This is a genomic window from Methylobacterium sp. J-118 (assembly GCF_057836565.1).
Map to the genome: position 1 here is coordinate 2,827,095 of NZ_JBYQFA010000001.1, position 21,964 is coordinate 2,849,058.

Annotated in this window: 20 protein-coding genes; 8 read left to right on the forward strand and 12 right to left on the reverse strand. The window is 70.0% G+C overall.

The features are described from left to right. Positions 1-5: 5 nt before the first annotated feature. The 5 genes from AC3IF3_RS13640 to hydA form a co-directional block, all read right to left on the reverse strand. Positions 6-899 (reverse strand): ABC transporter permease, encoded by an 894-nt coding sequence (locus AC3IF3_RS13640; RefSeq protein ID WP_489229189.1) that lies wholly within the window; start codon positions 897-899, stop codon positions 6-8. Position 900: 1 nt separating this feature from the next. Next, positions 901-1,833 (reverse strand): ABC transporter permease, encoded by a 933-nt coding sequence (locus AC3IF3_RS13645; RefSeq protein ID WP_489229190.1) that lies wholly within the window; start codon positions 1,831-1,833, stop codon positions 901-903. Positions 1,834-2,080: 247 nt separating this feature from the next. Next, a complete protein-coding gene (locus AC3IF3_RS13650) occupies positions 2,081-3,343 on the reverse strand; it encodes an ABC transporter substrate-binding protein (protein WP_489229192.1) in 1,263 nt (420 codons plus the stop codon). Positions 3,344-3,360: 17 nt separating this feature from the next. Continuing rightward, positions 3,361-4,356 carry an ABC transporter ATP-binding protein gene (locus AC3IF3_RS13655; protein ID WP_489229193.1) on the reverse strand — a complete coding sequence of 332 codons (996 nt, stop codon included), beginning with the start codon at positions 4,354-4,356 and terminating at the stop codon, positions 3,361-3,363. Between the two features lie 317 nt (positions 4,357-4,673). After that, positions 4,674-6,101, reverse strand: coding sequence for a dihydropyrimidinase (hydA, locus tag AC3IF3_RS13660; protein WP_489229194.1), 1,428 nt, complete (start codon positions 6,099-6,101; stop codon positions 4,674-4,676). 363 nt (positions 6,102-6,464) lie between these two features. Between hydA and AC3IF3_RS13665 the strand changes: the two genes are divergently transcribed. Beyond that, a complete protein-coding gene (locus AC3IF3_RS13665) occupies positions 6,465-7,175 on the forward strand; it encodes a Sir2 family NAD-dependent protein deacetylase (protein WP_489229195.1) in 711 nt (236 codons plus the stop codon). Between the two features lie 218 nt (positions 7,176-7,393). After that, positions 7,394-7,618: a hypothetical protein gene (locus AC3IF3_RS13670; protein WP_489229196.1), complete on the forward strand. Its 225-nt coding sequence runs from the start codon at positions 7,394-7,396 to the stop codon at positions 7,616-7,618. A gap of 466 nt (positions 7,619-8,084) precedes the next feature. Here AC3IF3_RS13670 and AC3IF3_RS13675 read toward each other — a convergent pair whose 3' ends face one another. The 7 genes from AC3IF3_RS13675 to ispG all read right to left on the reverse strand — a co-directional run bounded on the left by AC3IF3_RS13675 (position 8,085) and on the right by ispG (position 16,254). Continuing rightward, complete coding sequence (locus tag AC3IF3_RS13675) at positions 8,085-8,465, reverse strand: hypothetical protein (RefSeq protein ID WP_489229197.1); 381 nt, start codon at positions 8,463-8,465, stop codon at positions 8,085-8,087. A 72-nt stretch (positions 8,466-8,537) separates the two neighbouring features. Next, positions 8,538-10,865: a xanthine dehydrogenase family protein molybdopterin-binding subunit gene (locus AC3IF3_RS13680; protein WP_489229199.1), complete on the reverse strand. Its 2,328-nt coding sequence runs from the start codon at positions 10,863-10,865 to the stop codon at positions 8,538-8,540. Continuing rightward, a complete protein-coding gene (locus AC3IF3_RS13685) occupies positions 10,862-11,341 on the reverse strand; it encodes a (2Fe-2S)-binding protein (protein WP_243973339.1) in 480 nt (159 codons plus the stop codon). The genes AC3IF3_RS13680 and AC3IF3_RS13685 overlap by 4 nt, the downstream gene beginning before the upstream one ends. A 363-nt stretch (positions 11,342-11,704) precedes the next feature. Next, on the reverse strand, positions 11,705-12,109 hold the full coding sequence (locus AC3IF3_RS13690; protein WP_489229201.1) for a type II toxin-antitoxin system VapC family toxin: 405 nt from the start codon (positions 12,107-12,109) through the stop codon (positions 11,705-11,707). Next, positions 12,109-12,354 (reverse strand): type II toxin-antitoxin system VapB family antitoxin, encoded by a 246-nt coding sequence (locus AC3IF3_RS13695; protein ID WP_489229203.1) that lies wholly within the window; start codon positions 12,352-12,354, stop codon positions 12,109-12,111. Before AC3IF3_RS13695 ends, AC3IF3_RS13690 begins: the two co-directional genes overlap by 1 nt. 64 nt (positions 12,355-12,418) lie before the next feature. After that, positions 12,419-14,428, reverse strand: coding sequence for a potassium transporter Kup (locus tag AC3IF3_RS13700; protein WP_489229205.1), 2,010 nt, complete (start codon positions 14,426-14,428; stop codon positions 12,419-12,421). 485 nt (positions 14,429-14,913) lie between these two features. Continuing rightward, positions 14,914-16,254: a flavodoxin-dependent (E)-4-hydroxy-3-methylbut-2-enyl-diphosphate synthase gene (gene ispG / locus AC3IF3_RS13705; RefSeq protein WP_489229207.1), complete on the reverse strand. Its 1,341-nt coding sequence runs from the start codon at positions 16,252-16,254 to the stop codon at positions 14,914-14,916. 179 nt (positions 16,255-16,433) lie between these two features. Between ispG and AC3IF3_RS13710 the strand changes: the two genes are divergently transcribed. From AC3IF3_RS13710 to AC3IF3_RS13735, 6 genes are all read left to right on the forward strand, one after another. Continuing rightward, the gene (locus AC3IF3_RS13710; RefSeq protein ID WP_489229209.1) at positions 16,434-16,595 is read left to right on the forward strand and encodes a hypothetical protein; all 162 of its coding nucleotides are present in this window, start codon (positions 16,434-16,436) and stop codon (positions 16,593-16,595) included. A gap of 14 nt (positions 16,596-16,609) precedes the next feature. Continuing rightward, positions 16,610-17,737: a patatin-like phospholipase family protein gene (locus AC3IF3_RS13715; RefSeq protein ID WP_243973351.1), complete on the forward strand. Its 1,128-nt coding sequence runs from the start codon at positions 16,610-16,612 to the stop codon at positions 17,735-17,737. 305 nt (positions 17,738-18,042) lie between these two features. Further along, the gene (locus AC3IF3_RS13720) at positions 18,043-19,671 is read left to right on the forward strand and encodes a methyl-accepting chemotaxis protein (RefSeq protein WP_489229210.1); all 1,629 of its coding nucleotides are present in this window, start codon (positions 18,043-18,045) and stop codon (positions 19,669-19,671) included. A 139-nt stretch (positions 19,672-19,810) separates the two neighbouring features. Beyond that, on the forward strand, positions 19,811-20,365 hold the full coding sequence (locus AC3IF3_RS13725; protein ID WP_489229212.1) for a glutathione peroxidase: 555 nt from the start codon (positions 19,811-19,813) through the stop codon (positions 20,363-20,365). 47 nt (positions 20,366-20,412) lie between these two features. Next, positions 20,413-21,045 (forward strand): sigma-70 family RNA polymerase sigma factor, encoded by a 633-nt coding sequence (locus AC3IF3_RS13730; protein ID WP_489229214.1) that lies wholly within the window; start codon positions 20,413-20,415, stop codon positions 21,043-21,045. 102 nt (positions 21,046-21,147) lie between these two features. Further along, positions 21,148-21,924: an anti-sigma factor family protein gene (locus tag AC3IF3_RS13735; protein ID WP_489216598.1), complete on the forward strand. Its 777-nt coding sequence runs from the start codon at positions 21,148-21,150 to the stop codon at positions 21,922-21,924. Positions 21,925-21,964 lie beyond the last annotated feature (40 nt).

A 21,964-nucleotide genomic window follows, 5' to 3' on the forward strand; every position in this document is an offset into this window, starting at 1 on the left:
GACCTCTACGGCCGCGGCTCCGCCAGCGCCCGCCGGGCCCGGCGCCGTTGCAGCCACACGGTCAGGCCGAGCGCCGTACCGATCACCAGGGCGGAGAACGCCGTCGTGGTGGTGCCGAGCGCGTAGATCTCCGGCGTCGTCACCGTGGTGGTCAGGCCCTGCAGCTCCAGGGGCAGGGTGTTGCGGCCGCCGATCGCCTGGCTGGTGCGGGCGAGTTCGTCGAAGGACAGGGTGAAGCCGAACAGGGCGACGCCGATCAGGGCGGGAGCCAGGATCGGCACCACCACGTGCCGGAGCGTCTGCGCCCCGGTGGCGCCGAGGTCGCGGGCGGCCTCCTCGTAGGCCGGGCTGAACCGGTTGAACACCGCGAACATGATCAGCAGCCCGAACGGCAGCGTCCAGGTGAGATGCGCCCCCAGCGCCGACGTGAAGAGGCCCATGACGGTGCCGTGGTCCTGCAGGACACCCCAGCCGGTGGCCTCCGCCAGCGCCTTGATCCCGTCGTCGAGGAGCCGGAATTCCAGCCCGATCCCGAGCGAGACCACGATCGAGGGCACGATCAGGCTCGACACCGCGAGGGCGAAGACCAAGCCGGCGCCTGCAAACCCCTTGCGGAAGGCGAGGCCGGCATAGAACGCGAGGGCGACGGTGAGCGCCATCACCACCAGCCCGAGCAGCAGTGAGCGCCGGAGCGCCGCCCAGATGTCGACGACGCCGACTCCCGCCCACAGCTTGGCGAACCAGTGCGTCGAGACCCCGTTCATCGGGAAGGTCAGGCCGCCGGACGGCCCCTGGAAGCTGAGAGCCAGGATCGTCAGCGTCGGCCCGTACAGGAACAGGACGTAGAGGGAGAAAATCCCGGCGAGCCCGTAGAAGGCGAAGCCGCGGGGGCGGTCCATCCTACAGCTCCCTGCGCAGGTCGATCATCCGGGTGAGCCCCAGGATCATCAGCAGCACGGCGGCGAGCAGCACCACCGCGTTGGCGGCGGCGGCCGGGAATTGCAGGTAGGCCATCTGCACCTGGATCACCTTGCCGACGCTGGCGATCTGCTGGCCGCCCATCACGCCGACCGTGACGAAGTCGCCCATCACCAGGGTGACCACGAAGATCGACCCGATGGCGAGGCCGGGCTTGGCCAGCGGCAGCACCACGTTCCAGAGGGCCTGGGACCCCGAGGCGCCGCAATCGCGCGCCGCCTCGATCAGCGACCGATCGATCCGGGCCAAGCTGTTGAAGATCGGCACGATCATGAACACCGTGTCGAGGTGCACGAAGGCCAGCACCACCGAAAAGTCGGAATAGAGCAGGCCCTCGATCGGCGCCTTGATCAATCCGAGGCTGCGGAGCGTGTCGTTGACCAGGCCGTTGCGGCCGAGCAGCGGAATCCACGAGATCATGCGGATCACGTTCGAGGTCCAGAACGGGATCGTGCAGAGCAGGAACAGGCCCATCCGCACCGTGTCCGAGCGGACATGGAAGGCCAGGAAATAGGCGATGGAAAAGCCGAGCGGCAGGGTGATCGCCAGCGTGAGGGCGACGAATTTCAGGGTCGAGAGATAGGTGCGCAGTGTCGTGCAGAGGTCGGCCGACAGGCAGCCGTCGAACAGGTCGGCGTAGTTCTGCAGGGTCAGCGCCGGGGTGATCGCGTACTCGTTGTACTCCCAGAACGACACGATGCCGGTGAGCAGCAGCGGGACTACCAGGAAGATCAGGAACACCAGGGCCAGCGGCGCGGCCTGGAGATAGGCGAGGCTCGGCCGACGGCGCCGGGGGGCGGCCGCGACCGGCACAGCAACGGTTTCGGCGGTGTGGGGGAGGGCGAGGTCGCTCACCGGATCGCCCTCGACGGCGCAGCGGCCACCCTCCCCCCTCTGCGGGGGAGGGTGGCCCGCGCAGCGGGTCGGGAGAGGGGAGCGCCGCTTCCGGAAAGAGTGCGACAGGAGTGGAATCCTGAACCGTCGCGCTGCCCCTCTCCCGACCCCTGCTGACGCAGGGGCCACCCTCCCCCGCAGAGGGGGGAGGGAGCCGGATCTCGGGCTTGCCCGAGATCCGGTGCGGGACCGTGTGCGCGCATCTCGCTCACGCGGCGATGAACTCGTTCCACTTGCGCACCATGTAGGTGTTCTCGTCCATCACTGCGTTCCAGCAGGCGACCGCGCCCATGCGCTGGTCGAAGGAGCCGCCGTCGCGGGTGGCGCCGGCCTTCTCGATCAGCGTGCCGTCGGGGCCGAGGATGTCCTTCTCGGCGGGCTTGCCCTCCATCCAGAAGGCCCATTCATAGGGCTGCATGTTCGCCTGCGCGGTCTCCAGGACCGCGGAATAGTAGCCCTGGCGGTTGAGGTAGGCCCCGGCCCAGCCGGACAGGAACCAGTTGATGAAGTCGTAGGCCGCGTCGAGCTTCTTCCCGCTCAGGGTCTTGGGGATGCCGAAGCCCTGGGCCCAGGCGCGGTAGCCTTCCTTGAGCGGCTGGTAGATGCAGGCCACGCCCTGCGCCCGCACCTTGGTGACGGCGGGGGACCACATCGACTGGATCACCGTCTCGCCGGAGGCCATCAGGTTCACGGATTCGTTGAAGTCCTGCCAGAAGGCCCGGAACTGGCCGGCGCGCTTGGCCTCGATCAGCACCTTGATGGTGCGGTCGATCTCGGGCTTGGTCATGTTGCCCTTGTCGCCGTAGGTGTAGTCGCCGGTGGCCTCCACCACCATGGCGGCGTCCATGATGCCGATGGACGGGATGTTCAGGATCGACGCCTTGCCCTTGAACTCGGGGTTGAGCAGATCCTTCCAGCTCTCCACCGGCCGCTTGATCAGGTCGGGCCGGATGCCCAGCGTGTCGGCGTTGTAGGTGGTCGGGATCAGGGTCAGCCACTCGGTCGGCGCGGACGCGAAGGTCTTGCCGGTCTGGCCTTTGAGGTAGAACACCTTCTTGGGCGCCGTACCCTGGTCGCCGATCGTCTTGCCGGCGACCTCGCCCTTGGTGAACACCGAGGAGATCTTGTCGGCGAGCTTGATCCGCTTGGCGTCCATGCCCTGAAGGTTGCCCGACGGGATGATCTTCTTGAGGCTGAAATACTCGGTGTCGACGAGGTCGAAGGCGTTCGGCTGGGTGACGACACGCTTGGTCACCTCGTCGGTCACCACCGGTATGTAGTCGAGGGTGATCCCCAGATCCTCCTTCACCTTCCGGGCGATGTCGGCCGATTGGCTCACTGCGGTTCCGAGGTAGCGCAGCGTCACCGGCTCGGCCGCGTGCACCGCCGGGAAGCCGGTCACCGGCGTGGTCGCCAGAACCGCGGCGCCCTTGAGCAGCGTGCGCCGGCTCGGCTTCGGGAACAGGTCCATGGTCGTCTCCGTACTGGTTACGCGTCGAGGCGGTGGGCGGCCGCGACGTCCCAGCCGACCGGAACCGTGTCGCCCGGCCTGAGCGGGCGCGCGGCGAAGGCGGCGTCGCTGAGGATCGCGGTCAGCGCGGCCGGGCACTCGGGCGCGCGCTCCAGCCCGTCGGCGTCGAGGCCGACATGGACGCTGGTGCCCTGGTACTCGACCGCCACCACCCGCGCCGGCCGCGCCTCCGGGCCGGCCTCTGCACCCAGCCGCATCCGGTCCGCCCGCACGGCGATCATCCCGTCGGGCAGGCGGATGACGTTGTGGCCGCCGATGAACCGGGCCACGAAGGCGGTGGCCGGCCGCTCGAACACCGTGCGCGGGTCGGCGGCCTGCTCGATCCGGCCGGCATTCATCACCACCACGAGGTCCGCTAGCGCCATCGCCTCCTCCTGGCTGTGGGTGACGTGGATGAAGGTCAGCCCCAGCTCGGTCTGGATCCGCTTCAGCTCGACCCGCATCCGCACCCGCAGGAACGGGTCCAGCGCCGAGAGTGGTTCGTCGAGCAGCAGCACCTTCGGGCCGGTGACCAGCGCCCGGGCCAGAGCCACGCGCTGCTGCTGGCCGCCGGAGAGCTGGGCCGGCAGGCGCCCGGCGAGGTGGCTCATCTGGACGAGGTCGAGCATCGCCATCGCCTTGGCCCGGCGCTCGGCCTTGCCGATTCCACGCATCTTGAGGCTGAAGGCGACGTTGTCGCGCGCATCGAGATGCGGGAACAGGGCGTAGCTCTGGAACATCATGGCGGTGCCGCGCGCGGCCGGTGCGGCGTCGCCCACCGCCTTCGGGCCGATCACCACGTCGCCCGCGCTGGCGCGCTCGTGGCCGCCGATCATCCGCAGGGTCGTGGTCTTGCCGCAGCCGGAAGGCCCGAGCAGGCAGCAATAGGACCCCGACGGCACCTTCAGGTCGATGCCATCGACCGCGATGGCCGCGCCGTAGCGCTTGGTCAGGCCGATCAGCTCGACATTCATGCGAAGCTCCCCCGCTTCCCGACCGCCTTCACACGTCTCCATTGGATCATACGAGCGGCCGGATCCGCGCGTCTCCCTCCCCCACAGAGGGGGAGGGTGGCCCCCGAAGGGGGTCGGGAGAGGGGAGCGACGATGCCGGCAAAGACGCGCTGCTCACCACGGCTCTGCTCTTTCCTGATGCCGGGTTCCCCTCACCCGACCCCTGCTGACGCAGGGGCCACCCTCCCCCGCAGAGGGGGGAGGGAGGGTGCGTGGGAGATCCGGACTGCCAATCTTTGAAGCCCGTTTCCGCGGAGCAAGGGCCGGGCCAGGGGCCCTCATGCGCCCCGCCGCTCCGCCGGATCGACCGCCCGGTCGAGCACCCGCCCGCGCCCGGGCTCGGACAGCACCCTGCCGTCCTCGGCGATCACCTGCCCGCCCGCGATGGTCATCACCGGCCAGCCGGTGACGTCAAACCCCTCCCACGGCGTGTAGTCGGAGCCGTGGTGGAGGATCTCCTGGCGGATCGTCTCGCGCTTGTTGGGATCCCAGAGGGTCAGGTCCGCGTCGAAGCCCGGGGCGATGGAACCCTTGCGCGGGTACAGCCCATACATCTTGGCGTGGTTCGTTGCGGTGAGGGCGGCGAACTGGTTGAGGCTGATCCGCCCCTTCGAGACGCCCTCGGAGAAGAACACCGGCAGCCGGGTCTCGATGCCCGGGATGCCGTTCGGGATCCAGCGGAACGAGGTCTTTCCACGCGGGTTCAGCTTGCCCTGCGGGTCGTCGTAGCGGAACGGCGAGTGGTCCGAGGAGACCACGTCGAAGATCCCGCGCCGGATCCCCGACCAGACCGCCTCCTGGCTCTCCGCATCGCGGGGCGGCGGCGAGCAGACGTACTTCGCCCCCGCCATCGGATCGTCGAGGCCGAGCCCCTTCATGTGGTCGGCGGTGAGGGTGAGATATTGCGGGCAGGTCTCGGCCCGGATCTTCAGGCCGCGCGCCTGCGCCCAGGCGATCTGCTCGGTGGCCTCGCGACCCGAGACGTGGACGATCACGATCGGCAGATCGATCAGCTCGGCATGGCTGATGGCCCGGTGGGCCGCCTCGCGCTCGACCACCTCGGGGCGGGACAGGGCGTGGCCGTAGGGCCTGGTCTCGCCGGCCCGCTCCAGCCGGTCGCTGAGATAGCGGATCGCGTCGTAGCCCTCGGCGTGGACCATCACCCGGGCGCCCTCGCGCCGGGCGACGTGGAACACGTCGAGCAGCTGGCGGTCGTTCAGCACCAGGTCGTCGTAGGTCATGAACACCTTGAACGAGGTGTAGCCGTCGGCCACCAGCGCCGGCAGCTCCTGGCCGAGCACCGCCTCGCTCGGGTCCGAGATGATCATGTGGATCGCCACGTCCACGTGGCACTGGCCCTCGGCCTTGGCGCGATAGGCGTCGACCGCGCCGCGCAGCGACCCGCCCCGGGGCTGGACCGCGAAGGGCATCACGCAGGTGTTGCCGCCGGCCGCCGCCGCCTGCGTGGCGCTGGCGAAGTCGTCGGCCATGACGATGCCGGGGCCCGGATCCTGGGCGATGTGGACATGGCTGTCGATGCCGCCGGGCAGGACCAGGAGGCCGGAGGCGTCGATCACCCGGGCGGCGTCGGCGATGCCCTCGGCGACCGCCACGATCCGTCCGCCGCGCACGCCGACATCCGCCCGCACCGTGTCGCTCGCCGTGACGACCGTGCCGCCGCGGATGGCGAGATCGAATTCGGGCATGCCGCTCACTCCTCCGCGCCACCCGGCGCCTGTCGGGACAGGCCGATGCATCGTCCGCGCCGATTCGGACGATGCGAGGAGGGCACAGCCGTCCGGTGGGGTCCAGAGCGGTCACGGGTTCCCGAAGGGCATGCCCTTTGGCGGGGTTCCGGGGGTGGAACCCCTGAAGGCACCCAGGGCTCCGCCCTGGACACGCGACCGGTTACGAGGAGTCCTGGACATCGATGATCAGCAGCGCACCATCAGACATTTCGTGTCTCCCGGGTGGTACGGGACCGGCAGGATCGCGCCCTGGCCCGAGCTGCGAAAGAAGCCGCGCAGCCAGCCGGCGGACAGATCCGGCCCTTCAGCGGAGAGCGCCGCATGAGCACTCCAAAAAAGATCTTCGTGCTGACCGGGGCCGGCGTCTCGGCCGAGAGCGGGCTCGGCACGTTCCGGGACCGCGGCGGGATCTGGGCGCGGTTCGATCCCATGAAACTCGCCACCCCGGAAGCGTATGCGGCCGATCCCGACACGGTGCTCGACTTCTACGATCACCGCCGCCGCGGCGTGATCGCGGCCGCGCCCAACGCCGCGCACGTCGCCCTGGCGCGGGCCGAGGCGCGTCTCACCGAGCGGGGCGGGACCCTGTTCCTGTGCACGCAGAACGTCGACGACCTGCACGAGCGGGCAGGCTCCCAGAGGATCATTCACATGCACGGCGAGCTGCTCAAAGCCCGCTGCTGCGCCTGTGGCGCGGTCACGCCCTGGCGGGCGGACCTGAGCCGGGCGGAGGCCTGTCCGGCCTGCGGCACCGCCGGCCGGATGCGGCCCGACGTGGTCTGGTTCGGCGAGATGCCGATGCACCGCGACGCGATCGAGGCGGCTTTGGCGGCCGCCGACCTGTTCGTGGCGGTCGGCACCTCGGGGGCGGTCTACCCGGCGGCCGGCTACGTGCGGCAGGCGCGGTCGCTCGGGATCCCGACCTGCGAGATCAACCTCGATCCCTCGGACAACGCCGACGCGTTCGACATGGCCCGCTACGGGCCGGCGAGCGAGGCGCTGCCGCGCTATCTCGCCGATCTCGGATTGTGAGGCGCCCGGCGCAGCCGGAACGGCTTGCGGGGCTTGGCCTTTTCGATTCGTCGCGGGATTCCCTGGCGAGGACCAAAATCTCAAATGACGCGAATCACGTCGCCGCGACCTGTCAAGAACTGTTCGGCCCGTTGCCCACCAGTTACAACGGCCAAGCTCGGGTTCGGCATCGCGGCCCTCCCGGGCGTTCGTTGAAGCCACAGGGGAAGCGACGACCCATGCAGCACTTCACCGTAACCGACCGCGAGCGCGACACCGTGCTGGCGGCGCTGCGCTATTATCAATTCTACCGGATGCAGGGACATCCCTTCGACCCGCGCCAGGACCACCTGATCGACACGATCGCCGGCCGGACCGGCGAGGCCCTGAACCTCACGGAGATCGACGATCTCTGTGCCGGCCTGAGCGGCCACCGCCAGGCCCTGGCGGCCAAGGCGGCCTGAGGCTGCGCCGCTCCGGGGGCGCGCGCCGGGGCTCTCTCCCGCGAAAGGCCAGTTTCGCCGGGCCGGGCAACAGGTCCGCGCAGCCCCGCGAGGTCCGGGGGCATTCCTGCTGGCGGCGGCGGGCTACGGCGACGCCTCGCGGGCTCGGCACCGAAACGTCGTGATCGAGATCAGCACCCTCGAGCGGTGAGCGCTGCGGATCGAACGCCAACGCGGGATTCCAGAGGGTGAGCCCTTTGGCAGGGTGCCAGGGCGTAACCCCGGCGCATCCGGGCACGCCTCAGCGCAGGGGCTCGGCCTCGCACCCGCAAGACAATCGCCGGATCTCGTTCCAGGCGTCCGGGCAAGGGGCGCTTCTCCCTTCCAGATCGCGATCTCACCCACCCTACGGGGCAAACACCCTGACAGGGCTGGGTCACGGACCTTTTTGGAACCGTGACCTCAACCCCTGCCGAGCTTCGGCGCCTCAGGGCGTCTTCTTCAACTGCTGCTCGGCGCGGGACAGGGCCGCTTCGCAGCCCGTGGCGTCACCTTTCGAATCCGCCGTGCGCGCTTCGTCCAGGGCGACCTTCGCCTGCTGGGCGGCGTCCGCTCCCTGGCCGGCCTGGGCGGATTTGTCAGGCGGGGCCTGCGGCGACTCGTTCGCCCGCTCCCCCTCCGTGCCGGTCATCCCCTCGCTGCCGCGCTTGGCGGCGTTGCCCTGGCCGCTGGTCGAGGCGGAGATCGACTGGGTCAGCTCGGACTGGACCCGCTTGGAGACGCCATCGATCCGGTCGCCGCAGGGCGAGGCGAGGGCGGGGGCCGCCGTCAGGATCAGGCAGGCCGTGAGGGCGGCGGAACGCATCATCGTGTCGGGTTCTTTCCAAAAAAAGGGCCGCGGATCCCCCGCGGCCCCCAACGTCTCACCAGCCTTGCGGGTTCAGGCGCTGAGCTGATCGCGGATCGGCAATTGCCGCACCCGCCGGCCCGTGGCCGCGAAGATCGCGTTGGCGATGGCCGGCGCCACCGGCGGCACGCCGGGCTCGCCGACGCCGCCGAGGGGGCCGTCAAAGGTTCCGGACGACACGAGGTGCACACGGATCACCTTCGGGGCGGCGTCGATCCGGATGATCTCGTAGCCGTCGAAGTTGTTCTGCACCGCGCGGCCCTGCTTGAAGGTGATCTCGGAGGTGAGGGCGAGCCCCATCCCCATGACCACCGCACCCTCCATCTGCGAGCGGATGCGTTCCGGGTTGACCTGCGGCCCGCAATCCACCGCGATGTCGATCGCTTTCACCTTCACCTGGCCCTTGTCGTCGACCTCCACCTCGGCCGCCACCGCCGTGTAGGTGACGAAGCTGTAGTGGCCGGCGATGCCGAGGCCGGTTCCCTTGGGCATGTCCCGTCCCCAGCCGGCGCCCTTCGCGGCCGCCTCGATCACGCCGCGCAGGCGGCCGGTGTCGATCGGGTAGCGCTTCGGGTCCTCGCCGTAGTTCCAGACGTCGCCGATCTCGGTCGGGTCGATCTTCCGGTCGGGGCCGAGGAGGTCCAGCAGGTATTCCTTCGGCTCGCGGCCGGCGGCGTGCGCCAGTTCCGACACGAAGGACTGGATCGCGAAGGCGTGCGGAATGTTCGACACCGACCGGAACCAGCCGACGCGGACATGGGCGGCGGCCTCGGGGTTCTCCAGCCGCATGTTCGGGATGTTCAGCGGCGTGTTGACCAGCCCCATGCCGAGTTCGAACGGCAGCTCGTGCTTCGGATCGGGTGCGAAGATCGAGCCGATCGTCGGCGCCACCGAGCGGTGCAGCCACGCCACCGGCATGCCCTTCTCGTCGAGGCCGGCCTCCAGATGCTCCACCGAGATCGTGTGGTAGAAGCCGTGGTGGATGTCGTCCTCGCGGGTCCAGGCGAGCTTCACCGGCGCGCCGCCGACGGCCTGCGAGCAGAGCGCCGCCTCGACCACGTAGTCGGGCTTGGACTTGCGGCCGAAGCCGCCGCCGAGCAGCGTGACGTTCACCTTGACCTTGTCGTCGGGGAGCTTGAGCGCCTTCATCAGGCGGTCGTTGGCCGCCTGCGGGCCCTGGACGCAGGCCCAGGCCTCGCAGAACCCGTCCTTGACCCGCGCTACCGCGGCCGGGGGCTCCATCGGCGCCTGGGCGAGGTGGGGCACGAAGTACTCGGCCTGGACCTTGGTCTTGGCCTTGGCCATGGCGCCGTCGACGTCGCCCTGGTTGCGCACGACCTTGCCGGGCTTGCGTGCCGCGGCCTCCAGCTCCTTGCGGAACACGTCGGTGTCGTAGCCGGCGTTCGGGCCGTCGTCCCAGGTGATCTTCAGGGCGTCGCGCGCCTTCAGGGCCGCCCAGGTGTTCTTGGCCACCACGGCGACGCCGCCGAGCGGCATGAACTCCGAGGGGATCTCGCCGCCGTCGATCGTGAAGATTTTGACGACGCCGGGGACCTTCTTGGCCGCGCTGTCGTCGACCGACTTCACCTTGCCGCCGTAGACGGCCGGGCGGGCGACGACCGCGTAGAGCATTCCGTCGAGCTTGGTGTCGAGGCCGTAGACGGCCCGGCCCGTGGTGATGTCGAAATTGTCGATCAGCCCGACCTTGCCGGTTCCGATGTAGCGGAAGTCCTTCGGATCCTTCAGCGTGACGTCGGTGGGCACCGGCAGCTCGGCGGCTGCCTGCGCCACAGCGCCGTAGCCAAGGGTGCGGCCCGACTTGGCGTGGGTCAGGGTGTGGTTGACGGCGCTCACCTCGGAGGCCGGCACGCCCCATTGCTTAGCGGCGGCCTGGATCAGCATCAGCCGCGCGGCGGCGCCCGCGTGGCGGAAATGCTGGAAGAAGTGGCGGGTCGAGCGCGAGCCGTCGGTGTCCTGGTTGCCGAACCGGGTCTCGTCGCCCCAGGCCTGGACCACCTTCACCTTCGACCAATCGGCCTCCAGCTCGTCGGCGACCGTGAAGGCCACCGAGGTGCGGATGCCCTGGCCCATGTCGGAGCGGTGGTTGGTCACCGTGACGGTGCCGTCCGGGGCGATCGACACGAAGACCTTGGGATCGTCGCGCCAGCCGTGCGGCATGCCGTCGGCGCCGAATTTCTGCTCCTTCTGCTCCTGGGTCTGGGTCTCGTCGGCCCGGGCGGGGCGGAGCGACAGGGCGAGAACCAGGGCGCCGGCACCACCGAGAAGGCCGCGGCGGCTGACGTTGTCGAGGGCCGGCTTGGCCGTGGCGAGATCCGCCATCATCTGTGCGTCGTGGATCACAGGCGCTCTCCCTTGCTGGCGGGGGCCGTCTGGCCGGCGGCCTGATGGATCGCCGCGCGGATGCGCGGGTAGGTGCCGCAGCGACAGATGTTGCCGCTCATCGTGTCGTCGATGTCCTGGTCGGAGGGTTTGGGCGTGTCCTTCAGGAGGGCGGCAGCCTGCATGATCTGGCCGCACTGGCAGAAGCCGCACTGGGCGACGTTCAGGTCGCGCCACGCCGCCTGCACCGGGTGGTTGCCGTCCGGCGACAGCCCCTCGATGGTGACGACCTCCTGGCCCTCGGCCGCCGAGAGCGGGGTGATGCAGGCGCGGGTCGCGGCGCCGCCGAGATGGATCGTGCAGGCCCCGCAGAGCGAGACGCCGCAGCCGAACTTGGTGCCGGTGAGCCCGAGCTCGTCCCGCAGGTACCACAGCAGCGGCATGTCGGGATCGCCGTCGAAGCTGCGCTGAGCCCCGTTCACGGTGAGTTTGATCATCGATGCATCCTGTCTGGCGGCGCCGGAGCGGCGTTCAGTCGGGTCCGAGCCGGAAGCGCCGACCGCTCCTCTGATCCACGCAGCCGCCCATGGGGGGCTAACCCGGTGAACGGGTCTTCGGGTTCGGAATAGAAATGATTCTAATCCAGCGCGGGACGATTGTGCAACGCAAGGTCGCGGCGTCGGGCCGCCGGAGTCCTGCGCCGGAGGCATGCCGCGTGCGCCGCCGCACGCGGCATGCCTCTCGGGCTCAATCCGATCATCGAGCCTGGGCGGGGAGAGAAGCGGTGCAAGCAGGGGGCGCCGGCTGGAAACACCCACCCCGTAAATCGCCCACGGAGGATCAATCCATCGGCGGACCGTTTATGGAACGGTCCCCAGATCCGTCCTGCGAAACGCGTCGGCCGTGGCGAGGATCGGCACACGGAAGAACCGCGCCGCCGCGTCGTGGAGGCAGTCGCCGAGGTTGAGACCGTGACGGCCTGCCCGGTATCGATGCGCCGCCGACAGGGCGAGGGCTGTCGTCGCGTCGGCGGGTGGAAGATTGCAAACTTCGATGCCGCGGGCTTCGAGGAATTCGAGGACGATCGGCCCGACAGCTTCCACCGTCATGTCGAACTTGTCGGGCCGCGCCAGGGCCAGCACCGTTTCGAGGACCGCCACCGGCGAGGTTCTGCACCGGCTGGCCGAGGCGAGCGCAGTGGCGATCCGGTCGGCCTCCGGCTCGTCCGCCAGCAGGGCGACGATCGCCGAGGCGTCCACGAACATCAGCCGCGCTCCCACATTGCGTCGTAAACTTCCCTCGGAAGGGGCGTCCGGGCGGCCTTGTCGAGCGTGATGCCATGCCTCTCGCGCAACCGCGCCGCAGTCGCCTGTGGCGTCTCGCTCTGGTGCCTGCGCGCGATCGCCTCCCGCATGGCGATGACGATCGCCTCCGTGATGCCCACACCCGCCATGGCGGCCAAGCGGCGCGTCAGCGCATCGGCTTCGGAATTGTTGACGTTGATCGGCATGCCGGTTCGCCCTCGACAGGCGATGTCGATAATCCCCCATGCGGATCTACACCAGCGGCAGCTCCTACACCGTCACCTGCGTGCCCACCTCGACCACCCGCCCCGTGGGGATCTGGAAGAAGTCCGTCGCGTCGTTGGCATTCTTGGCCAGCGTAATGAAAATCCGGTCCTGCCAGAGCGGCATGCCCGAATGCGCCGCCGGCCGGATCGAGCGGCGCGACAGGAAGAACGAGGTCGCCATGATGTCGAACTTGAAGCCCTGGCGGCGCAGCAGCACCAGGGTCTTCGGGATGTTCGGCGTCTCCATGTAGCCGAACTTCATCACCACCTTGTAGAAATGCGGGCCCACCGGCTCGATCCGGACCTTGTCGGCCTCGTTGGAGCGGGGCGTGTCCACCGTCTCCACGGTGAGGATCACGTTCTTCTCGTGCAGCACCTTGTTGTGCTTGAGGTTGTGCAGGAGCGCCGCCGGGGCGATCTCGGGGTCGCTCGTCAGGAACACCGCGGTGCCGCGCACGTGGTGGGGCGGGCTCTTCTCCAGCATGCCGACCAGCTCGACGAGGGGCACGTCGGTCTTGCGGGTCTTGTTGAACAGGATCGTGACCCCGCGCACCCAGGTCCACATCACCACCACGAGCCCGCCCGCGAGCAGCAGGGGCACGTAGCCGCCCTCCACCACCTTGATCAGGTTGGAGAGCAGGAACAGGAACTCGACCACGATGAACGGCAGCATCGCCGCCGCCGCCGCCACCGGCGACCAGTTCCACATGCGCCACATCACCAGGAAGGTCAGCGCGGCGGTGAGCAGCATCGTGCCGGTCACCGCGATGCCGTAGGCCGAGGCCAGCGACGACGAGGTCTTGAACAGCACCGCCAGCAGGACGACGCCGACCATCAGCAGCCCGTTGATCTGCGGCAGGTAGATCTGGCCGGCATGGGACTCGGAGGTGTGGCGGATCTCCAGCCGCGGCAGCAGCCCGAGCTGGATCGCCTGCCGGGACAGGGAGAAGGCGCCGGTGATCACCGCCTGGCTCGCCACCACGGTGGCGATCGTGGCGAGGATCACCATCGGCAGCAGGCCCCAGGCCGGCACGAGCTGGAAGAACGGGTCGGCGGTGTCGGGCTTCTCCAGCACCAGGGCGGCCTGGCCCAGATAGTTGAGGGCGAGCGACGGGAAGACCAGGCCGATCCAGGCCAGCTGGATCGGCTTGCGCCCGAAATGGCCGAGATCGGCGAACAGGGCCTCGGCCCCGGTCACCGCCAGGAAGACCGCGCCCAGCGCCACCAGCGCCCCGGTGCCGTGGCCGAGCAGGTAGACCACGGCGTGCCAGGGATTGAGCGCCCGGAACACCTCCGGGTGCAGGGCGATATGCGGCAGCGCCGCCAGCGCCATCGCGACGAACCACACGATGGTCACCGGGCCGAAGAAGGCCGCGACCTTGCCGGTTCCGCGGTTCTGCACGAGGAACAACGCCACGATGATCACCACGGTGATCGGCAGCACGTAATCGTCGAGGGCGGGGGTGACGAGCTTCAGGCCCTCCACGGCCGAGAGCACCGAGATCGCCGGGGTGATCACCGCGTCGCCGTAGAACAGCGAGGCCCCGAGCAGCCCGAGCATGAACACGATGCGCGAGCCGCCCAGTGCCTTGCGGGCGAGCGCCATCAGCGAGAGGATGCCGCCCTCGCCGTTGTTGTCCATGCGCAGCAGGATCGCGACGTACTTAACGGTCACGATCAGGAACAGCGCCCACAGAATCAGCGAGACGGTGCCGATCACCTCCTCGGGCAGCAGGATGCCGTCGGTGCGGGCCGGGACCAGGGCCTCGCGGAACGCGTAGAGCGGGCTCGTGCCGATGTCGCCGTAAACGACGCCGACGGAGCCGACGAGCAGCGTCCAGAAGCCCGCATGGCCTTGCCGGGTCTCGGCTTTTTCTGGGGCGTCGAGGGTGCCGGAGGTGGCCGGGCCCTGCGTCAAGGTCTGGTTCTCGGCCCCCTCGGCCGCGGGCCGCGCGCCGTCGGACGCGTCGGGCGCGGGCTGGGGTGCTACGCCGGGTGCGAAGGTTTGGCTCATGCGGATGTCGGAAGCTCGGGCGTGGCCGGCGCTTCGCGGTTCGGCTCAGGGGCCAGTCGGGGCCGGGCAGAAAACGCGAAGACTCCGCCGAACCGCGCGGGCCGGCCACCGGGCCGACCGCTCACGGGATCGTGGCGCCTTGCTATCACGGCCTCGGTCGGCCGGGAACCGGGTGCGACGCGAAGATCGCCGTGTCGCAGCTGCGCATCGAAGGCCGGGGTCTCAGAGGAATCGCGCGCGCTCCCTTCCCCCTCTGCGGGGGAGGGTGGGCCGGCCGTCAGGCCGGGTCGGGAGAGGGGAGTGCGGCCTCAGGACGGCGCGGAGCAGGTTTGAAGGCCAAAGCCTTGTCTGCACCGTCGCTCCCCTCTCGCGACCCCCTTCGGGGGCCACCCTCCCCCGCAAAGGGGGGAGGGAGGATGCGCGGCGGATATGCGTTGCCATGACGGCAAAATCGCAGGGCAGCGCGTTCCCCCGCGACCCGAACCTCACTCCGCGGCGGTGCGCGTCCCGCCCTGGCCGAAGCGGCGCTCGATGTAGTCGATCACGATCGTCTCGAAATCCTTGGCGAGCGTCGCACCGCGCAGCGTCATCGCCTTCTTGCCGTCGATGAAGACCGGCGCGGTCGGGGTCTCGCCGGTGCCGGGCAGGGAGATCCCGATATCGGCGTGCTTCGATTCGCCCGGGCCGTTCACGATGCAGCCCATCACGGCGACGTTCAGCCCCTCGACCCCCGGATAGGTCTTCTTCCATTCCGGCATGGACGTGACGATCCAGTTCTGGATGTCCCGGGCCAGCTCCTGGAAGGTGGTCGAGGTCGTGCGGCCGCAGCCGGGGCAGGCCGCCACCATCGGCACGAAGGTGCGGAACCCCATGGTCTGCAGGAGTTCCTGGCTGGCCTTCACCTCCACGCTCCGGTCGCCGCCGGGCTCGGGGGTGAGCGAGTAGCGGATCGTGTCGCCGATCCCCTCTTGGAGCAGCACGCCGATGGCCGCCGAGGCCGCGACCAGGCCCTTCGAGCCCATGCCGGCCTCGGTGAGGCCGAGATGGATCGCGTAGTCGGAGCGCCGCGCCACCTCGCGGTAGACCGCGATCAGGTCCTGCACCGCCGAGACCTTGGCGGAGAGGATGATCCGGTTCTGCGGCAGGCCGAGTTCCACGGCGCGGTCGGCGGAGCCGATCGCCGAGCGCACCATCGCCTCGCGCATCACCGCGCGGGCATCGATCGGCCGGGGCGCCTTGGCGTTCTCGTCCATCATGTGGGTGAGCAACTCGCCGTCCAGCGAGCCCCAGTTGGCACCGATCCGCACGGTCTTGCCGTACTTGATCGCCTGCTCGATGATCGTCGAGAACTGGGTGTCCTTCTTGTCCTTGAAGCCGACGTTGCCGGGGTTGATCCGGTACTTGGCCAGAGCCTCGGCACAGGCCGGGTGGTCGGCGAGCAGCTTGTGGCCGATGTAATGGAAGTCGCCGATCAGGGGCACGTGGACGCCGATCCGGTCCAGGCGCTCGCGGATCTTCGGCACGGCGGCCGCCGCCTCGTCGCGGTCCACGGTGATGCGGACCAGCTCCGAGCCGACCCGGGCGAGCTGGGCGACCTGCGCCACCGTGGCGTCGATGTCGGCGGTGTCGGTGTTGGTCATCGACTGGACGACGATCGGCGCACCGCCGCCGACCATGACCGCGCCCTCACCCGCGCCGACGGTGACGCCGACCGTGCGGTGGCGCGGCGCGGGGCCGGCGATCTCCGGGCCGCCCGCGGCCAGGGGGTTCCCGGCGGCGGGGATTTCGGCGGCGGTGTCGGAACGGGTGGCTTCCATGACTTCCATCGTGGACCTTCGCGTGCGCGCCTCGCGAGGCGCCGGAGCCGTCAGAGCCGTCGGGCCTGTCCCGGGGACACGCCGCGCCGGAACTTCGGGGCTGCCGCGGGGGAGGTGCGGACGACCCGGCGCGGCGTCAAGCCGGTGCCCCACGGGACAGCATCGCGCAGGACAACATCGCGGATCTCATGTCGCATCTGCGCGCGGATGTCGAGTTTGCCGTGCGGCCGGCGGGGTTTTCGTCCGCCGCTGTTGCCGATCCGCTCGCGCGGGCGCGCCGCCGGGCGGCGGGCCGCAACCCTGCCGCGCGGTTGATGCTGCGCTGCAGCATATCCATTTTAACGGTCTGACCCAGGAGGCCGACATGAGCCAGCACTTCGGCGGCGCCGAGCCGCACAATCCCGCCACCGCCGTGCCGGAGACGCCCGTCTCGGACGCGATCGACGCGCAGCCGGGGCAGATGCCGGGCCACATGCTGGCCGGCCCCGGGGCCGAGAAGCCGGTCGCCCTGGCGCTGCAGGGGGGCGGGGCGCACGGCGCCTTCACCTGGGGCGTGCTCGACGCCCTGATCGAGGACGGGCGCCTCGGCTTCGAGGCGGTGACGGGGGCGAGCGCGGGGGCGATGAACGCCGTCGTCCTGGTGGATGGCTGGCTCAAGGGCGGCCCGGACGGGGCCCGCGAGGGTCTCGAGCGATTCTGGCGGGAGGTGAGCCTCGACGGCGACCTCGGCCCGGCCCAGCGCCACCTCGTCAGCGGCTTGTTCAACCTGTGGAAGGGAAACCCGGTGGCCGAATTCTGGTCCAAGATGCTGTCGCCGAGCCCCTACGTGTCGAACCCGCTCAACATCAACCCGCTGCGCAAGGCCCTGGCCGAGCAGGTCGATTTCGAGCGCCTGCGCGCGGCCGACACGGCGGGCGTGTTCGTCTCGGCGACTAACGTCTGGACCGGCAAGCTCGCGGTGTTCGAGCGCGAGCGCCTGACCGTGGACCACCTGATGGCCTCGGCCTGCCTGCCCACGGTCTTCCAGGCGGTGGAGATCGACGGCGTGCCCTACTGGGACGGGGGCTATCTCGGCAATCCGCCGCTCTACCCCCTGCACCGGGGCGCCCAGACCCGCGACATCGTGCTCGTCCAGATCAACCCCGTCGAGCGGCGCGAGACCCCGCGCACGGAGCGCGAGATCCGCGACCGGCTCAACGAGATCACCTTCAACGCCAATCTGATGCGGGAACTGCGCGCCATCGATTTCGTCGACGGGCTGATCGAGGAGGGCACCCTCGGCCAGGGGCAGTACCGCCGGGTCCTGGTGCATCGGATCGACGGCACCGACGCCCTGGAGGACTACAACGCCGCCTCCAAGCTCGACGCCCGCTGGACCGTCTTCAAGCGCCTGCGCGACAAGGGCCGCGGGGCGGCACGGTCTTGGCTCGCCGAGACCTATGAGGCGATCGGCCGGGATTGCTCGATCGACCTACAACAGGCCTATCAGTGAGCGGGCCACCGCGCGCCATCGCTGCGGCAGGCCGTCGTTCAGTAATCGTCCAGGGCGCGAATCACAACTAAAGGTCTGTATCGGTATAATATCGCGGCATTCAAGCCGTGATTTTGTCCAGATGCTACGAATATCTGCTATTTTAGCAATAATAAGACCTTCACGTGCGGACTATATGCGTCTTTGTCTGGGTTCGGGAGGCCCAGACGATCACGGAAAACCGTGCCGGGAGGGGGCGTATCATGCCATTTCATTTGGTAAAAATGAGAATCAGCGTCAAGATCGCGCTCGTGATAAGCGCGCTGATGGCTGTAATGATTGTCGTCTCCGCGATTTCAATAAAGAATATAGCGCGAATCGAGGAGACCGAGGAGCGGAACGCGCACACGCAGGCGTTGCTGGTCGAGGTCGAGCGCATGAGCGCCGCGATGATCGATCGCGAGACCGGCCTGCGCGGCTACTTGATCTCCGCGGATCCGCGCTTCCTCGAGCCCGAAACGGCGGGTCAACAGACCTTTTCGATGACGTGGGCGGCTGTCCAGCAACTGACCGCGGACAATCCCGTGCAACAGGCCCGGCTCGCGGCGCTGAGGAGCGCGGCCGAGCGCTGGAGCCACGAGATCGCCGACAGCGAGATCGCGCTGATGGGTGATGCCGCGACGCGGGAGGAGGCACGCCGTCAGGTCAGTGCGGGCGCGGGCAAGGCGCTGATGGACAGCATCCGCGCGAAGACGGCCGAGATCGCACAGACCGAGCGCGCCTTGATGCAGGAACGCGCCGTCGCCGCCGCGGAGGCCATCGCCACATCGCGCTTGGCCAGTCTCGGCGGCCTCGGCCTGATGACGGTGATTGCCCTCGCCGGGCTGGTGCTGCTGCAACTCGGCATCGCCAAGCCGATCCGCGCCATAACGGATGCGATGCGCAAATTCGCCGCGGACGACCTCTCGGCCAAGGTACCCGGCGTAGGCCGAGGCGACGAGATCGGGGCCATGGCCGACGCCGTGCAGGTCTTCCGGGACGGCCTGGCGCGCGCCAAGACCCTGGAACTGGAGGCGGCCCAGGCGCACGCCACCCACGAGGCGCAGCGCAAGGCCACGATGCGGGAGATGGCCGACCGCTTCGAGGCGGCGGTCGGGGGTGTGGTGCGCGCCGTCACGGCCGCGGCGGCCGAACTGCAATCCACCGCCGAGACCATGAGCGCGGCCGCCGCCGAGACGGCGAGCCAATCGACCTCGGTGGCCGTCGCGGCCGAGGAGGCGGCCGCGAATGTCGGAACGGTGGCGGCCGCCGCCGAGGAGCTCGGCGCGACGGTCGGCGAGATCGGCCGCCAGGTGCAGGCGTCGACCGGCGTCGCCAGCGCGGCCGTCGCCGAAGCCGGGAAATCCTCGGACCTGATGCAGAGCCTGCAGGCGAGCGCGGCGCGGATCGGCGACGTCGTCGGCCTCATCTCGGGTATCGCCGCACAGACGAACCTTCTGGCGCTCAATGCCACCATCGAGGCCGCCCGGGCCGGGGAATCCGGCCGCGGCTTCGCCGTGGTGGCGACCGAGGTCAAGGAACTGGCCGCTCAGACCGCCAAGGCCACCGAGGAGGTCGCCCGCCAGATCGGGGAGATCCGATCCTGCACCGGGGACGCCTCCGGGGCCCTCGTCGTGGTCGTCTCCCGCATCAAGGAGATCAGCGCATTGGCCGATGGGATCGCCGCCGCGATCGAGCAGCAGGGATCGGCCACCGAGGAAATCGTCCGGAACGTCGGGCACGCGTCGACCGGCACCGGCGCGGTGACGCACAACATCGCGGGCGTCGCCCGGGCGGCGCAGGGGGCAGGGGCGGCCGCCGCGCATGTGCTCGGCTCCGCCTCGGACCTCTCGGTGCAGGCGCGGCGGCTCGACGCTGAGGTCCACGACTTCCTCGAAACCGTCCGGGCGGCCTGAGCCGGTCCCCCCGCCGGGACGGCTTGCCCCGCGACTGCGACGAAGCCGCCCTCCCGGCGGGCAAAACGCGGGTCGGCCTGGCGCGTTATCGCTCAGCGGGATACCGGTATTGGGTCCTGCGCGAAACGAGGCCGCCCCCATGACGCTGCTGCGCCGCGAGGCCCTGATCCTGATCGGCGCCGGCCTCGCCGGCGGCGCCCGCGCCGCTGAGGCCACGCGGGCCACCGACTTCGCCTTCGCGACGCCGGAGGGCGGCCCGATGCCGCTTTCGGCCTATGCGGGCAAGCCCATCCTGGTGGTCAACACCGCCACCGCCTGCGGCTATGCCGGGCAGCTCGCCAATCTCCAGACCCTGTGGACGCGCTTCGGTGACCGGGGTCTCACGGTGATCGGCGTGCCGTCCCCCGATTTCGGCAATCAGGAGCCGCTGGACGGGCCTGCCATCGCCGAGGCCGCCCGAAAGAACCACGGCGTCACCTTCCCGCTCACCGCCAAGACGCACGTGAAGCTCCCGGCCGCTCACCCGTTCTACCGCTGGGCCGCCGCCGAGCGCCCGTCCGAGACCCCGCACTGGAACTTCCACAAATATCTCGTCGCCCGGGACGGCACCCTGGCGGCGGCCTTCGCCACGCAGGTCGAGCCCACCGATCCGCGGGTGATCGCCGGCATCGCGGCCGCCCTCGACCGGGCCTGAACGCCCGCCGGCGGGATTAAAGCGCCGCGCCCCGGCGTTCACACCCCATGGCATCGGATACGCAGACGCACCCCGACATCCTCGACCTGCTGGTGCCCCTGCGGCGCTACGCCCGGTCCCTCACCCGCGACGCCTTGCGGGCCGACGATCTCGTGCACGACACGCTCGTGCGCGCCCTGGAAATGCAGGGCACGCTCCGCCCGAACACCAACCTGCGCACCTGGATGATGACGGTGCTGCACAACGCCTTCATCGACGAGCAGCGCCGCCGGCAGGTCGAGGCGCGCCACGCCGATACGCTGGTGCGGATGGCCGAGGACACGGCGCCCCCGGCCCAGGAGGGGCAGGTCCGCCTCGCCCAGATCCGGCAGGCCTTCCTGACCCTCCCGGAGGAGCAGCGCGCCGCGCTCCACCTCGTCACCCTGGAGGGCATGGCCTATGCCGACGCGGCGTCCGTGCTCGGCATCCCGATCGGCACGCTGATGTCCCGCCTCGGCCGCGGCCGGGCGGCCCTGCGGGCCTTCGAGGAGGGGACCCGGGCTGCCGGGGAATCCGAGGCCGGTGCGACGGCCTCCGAGACGCGGCGCGGGCCGCCCTCCACCCTCCGGCTCGTGGTCTCCGACGCGCCGCCGCGGGGCCGGTCCGCCTGGCCCCTCCGGCGCGCCGCCGGGGAGTCCTGAGCACAGGCATGACGATGGACCGGCACCGAGGGGTGCCGGCGCCCACTGACGATTGCGACCGGCGGATCGCCTCCGGGGCACGCTGGATTCGAGGACCCCACGATGATCGATCCGATCACAGACGACGATCTCATCGCCTTCGTCGACGGCCAGATCGACCCGATGCGCCGCCTCGACGTCGAGGCCCATCTGGCCGCCAATCCCGCCGCCGCCGCCCGGGTGATGGCCGAGATGCACGATCGCGACGCCCTGCGGGCCTGCTTCGCCCGGGTCCCGGGGCCCGGGCCCGACCGGACCGTCGTCCTGGCGCGCCGGTTCGACCGCAACCTGCGTTGGCGCCGGGTCGCCGCGCGCCTCAAGCGGGCCGCCGCCATCGCGGTGCTGGTCGGCGCGGGCTGGCTCGCCCATGACGAGATCGGGCGGTTCGGCGTGCCGGACACCCAGGCGGCGACGCCGGATCCGGTCCTGATCGCCGACGCCCGGCAGGCCCGCGCCGTGGCGCAGCTGCGCAAGAGCGTGACGGGACAGGCCGCGGGCCAGGCCGAGGGGCCGGTCTACGATCGGACGCGCCTGCGCGCCGTCACGGGCATCGACCTGCCGACGCTCCCGGACGGCTGGCGGGTGCGCGACATCCAGATCTTCCCCGCCCGCCACGGCACCGGCATCGAGATCGCCCTGGAGGCCGGGGGCTTCGGCGAGGCGTCGCTCTTCGCCACGCGCGGCCTCCGCGGGGGAGCCACGGCCCTTACCGGCTCCGACGACGGCGACGTCATCTCCTGGAACGCGGGCGACACCGCCTACGCGCTGATCGGCCCGCGGGACGACGCGGCGCTGCGGCAGGTGGCGGGTCTGCTCGGGGCTGAGCCGTCGGCGCGCTGAAGCGGTGAAGTCAGACTTCCGGCGCTCGTCCCGACCACAT

What these genes read in the sequence shown, in the direction of transcription:
- AC3IF3_RS13640 (WP_489229189.1), bottom strand. Translation starts at nt 899, where the DNA reads ATGGACCGCCCCCGCGGCTTCGCCTTCTACGGGCTCGCCGGGATTTTC.
- AC3IF3_RS13650 (WP_489229192.1), bottom strand. Translation starts at nt 3,343, where the DNA reads ATGGACCTGTTCCCGAAGCCGAGCCGGCGCACGCTGCTCAAGGGCGCC.
- AC3IF3_RS13655 (WP_489229193.1), bottom strand. Translation starts at nt 4,356, where the DNA reads ATGAATGTCGAGCTGATCGGCCTGACCAAGCGCTACGGCGCGGCCATC.
- hydA (WP_489229194.1), bottom strand. Translation starts at nt 6,101, where the DNA reads ATGCCCGAATTCGATCTCGCCATCCGCGGCGGCACGGTCGTCACGGCG.
- AC3IF3_RS13665 (WP_489229195.1), top strand. Translation starts at nt 6,465, where the DNA reads ATGAGCACTCCAAAAAAGATCTTCGTGCTGACCGGGGCCGGCGTCTCG.
- AC3IF3_RS13670 (WP_489229196.1), top strand. Translation starts at nt 7,394, where the DNA reads ATGCAGCACTTCACCGTAACCGACCGCGAGCGCGACACCGTGCTGGCG.
- AC3IF3_RS13675 (WP_489229197.1), bottom strand. Translation starts at nt 8,465, where the DNA reads ATGATGCGTTCCGCCGCCCTCACGGCCTGCCTGATCCTGACGGCGGCC.
- AC3IF3_RS13685 (WP_243973339.1), bottom strand. Translation starts at nt 11,341, where the DNA reads ATGATCAAACTCACCGTGAACGGGGCTCAGCGCAGCTTCGACGGCGAT.
- AC3IF3_RS13690 (WP_489229201.1), bottom strand. Translation starts at nt 12,109, where the DNA reads ATGTTCGTGGACGCCTCGGCGATCGTCGCCCTGCTGGCGGACGAGCCG.
- AC3IF3_RS13695 (WP_489229203.1), bottom strand. Translation starts at nt 12,354, where the DNA reads ATGCCGATCAACGTCAACAATTCCGAAGCCGATGCGCTGACGCGCCGC.
- AC3IF3_RS13700 (WP_489229205.1), bottom strand. Translation starts at nt 14,428, where the DNA reads ATGAGCCAAACCTTCGCACCCGGCGTAGCACCCCAGCCCGCGCCCGAC.
- ispG (WP_489229207.1), bottom strand. Translation starts at nt 16,254, where the DNA reads ATGGAAGTCATGGAAGCCACCCGTTCCGACACCGCCGCCGAAATCCCC.
- AC3IF3_RS13710 (WP_489229209.1), top strand. Translation starts at nt 16,434, where the DNA reads ATGTCGCATCTGCGCGCGGATGTCGAGTTTGCCGTGCGGCCGGCGGGG.
- AC3IF3_RS13715 (WP_243973351.1), top strand. Translation starts at nt 16,610, where the DNA reads ATGAGCCAGCACTTCGGCGGCGCCGAGCCGCACAATCCCGCCACCGCC.
- AC3IF3_RS13720 (WP_489229210.1), top strand. Translation starts at nt 18,043, where the DNA reads ATGGCTGTAATGATTGTCGTCTCCGCGATTTCAATAAAGAATATAGCG.
- AC3IF3_RS13725 (WP_489229212.1), top strand. Translation starts at nt 19,811, where the DNA reads ATGACGCTGCTGCGCCGCGAGGCCCTGATCCTGATCGGCGCCGGCCTC.
- AC3IF3_RS13730 (WP_489229214.1), top strand. Translation starts at nt 20,413, where the DNA reads ATGGCATCGGATACGCAGACGCACCCCGACATCCTCGACCTGCTGGTG.
- AC3IF3_RS13735 (WP_489216598.1), top strand. Translation starts at nt 21,148, where the DNA reads ATGATCGATCCGATCACAGACGACGATCTCATCGCCTTCGTCGACGGC.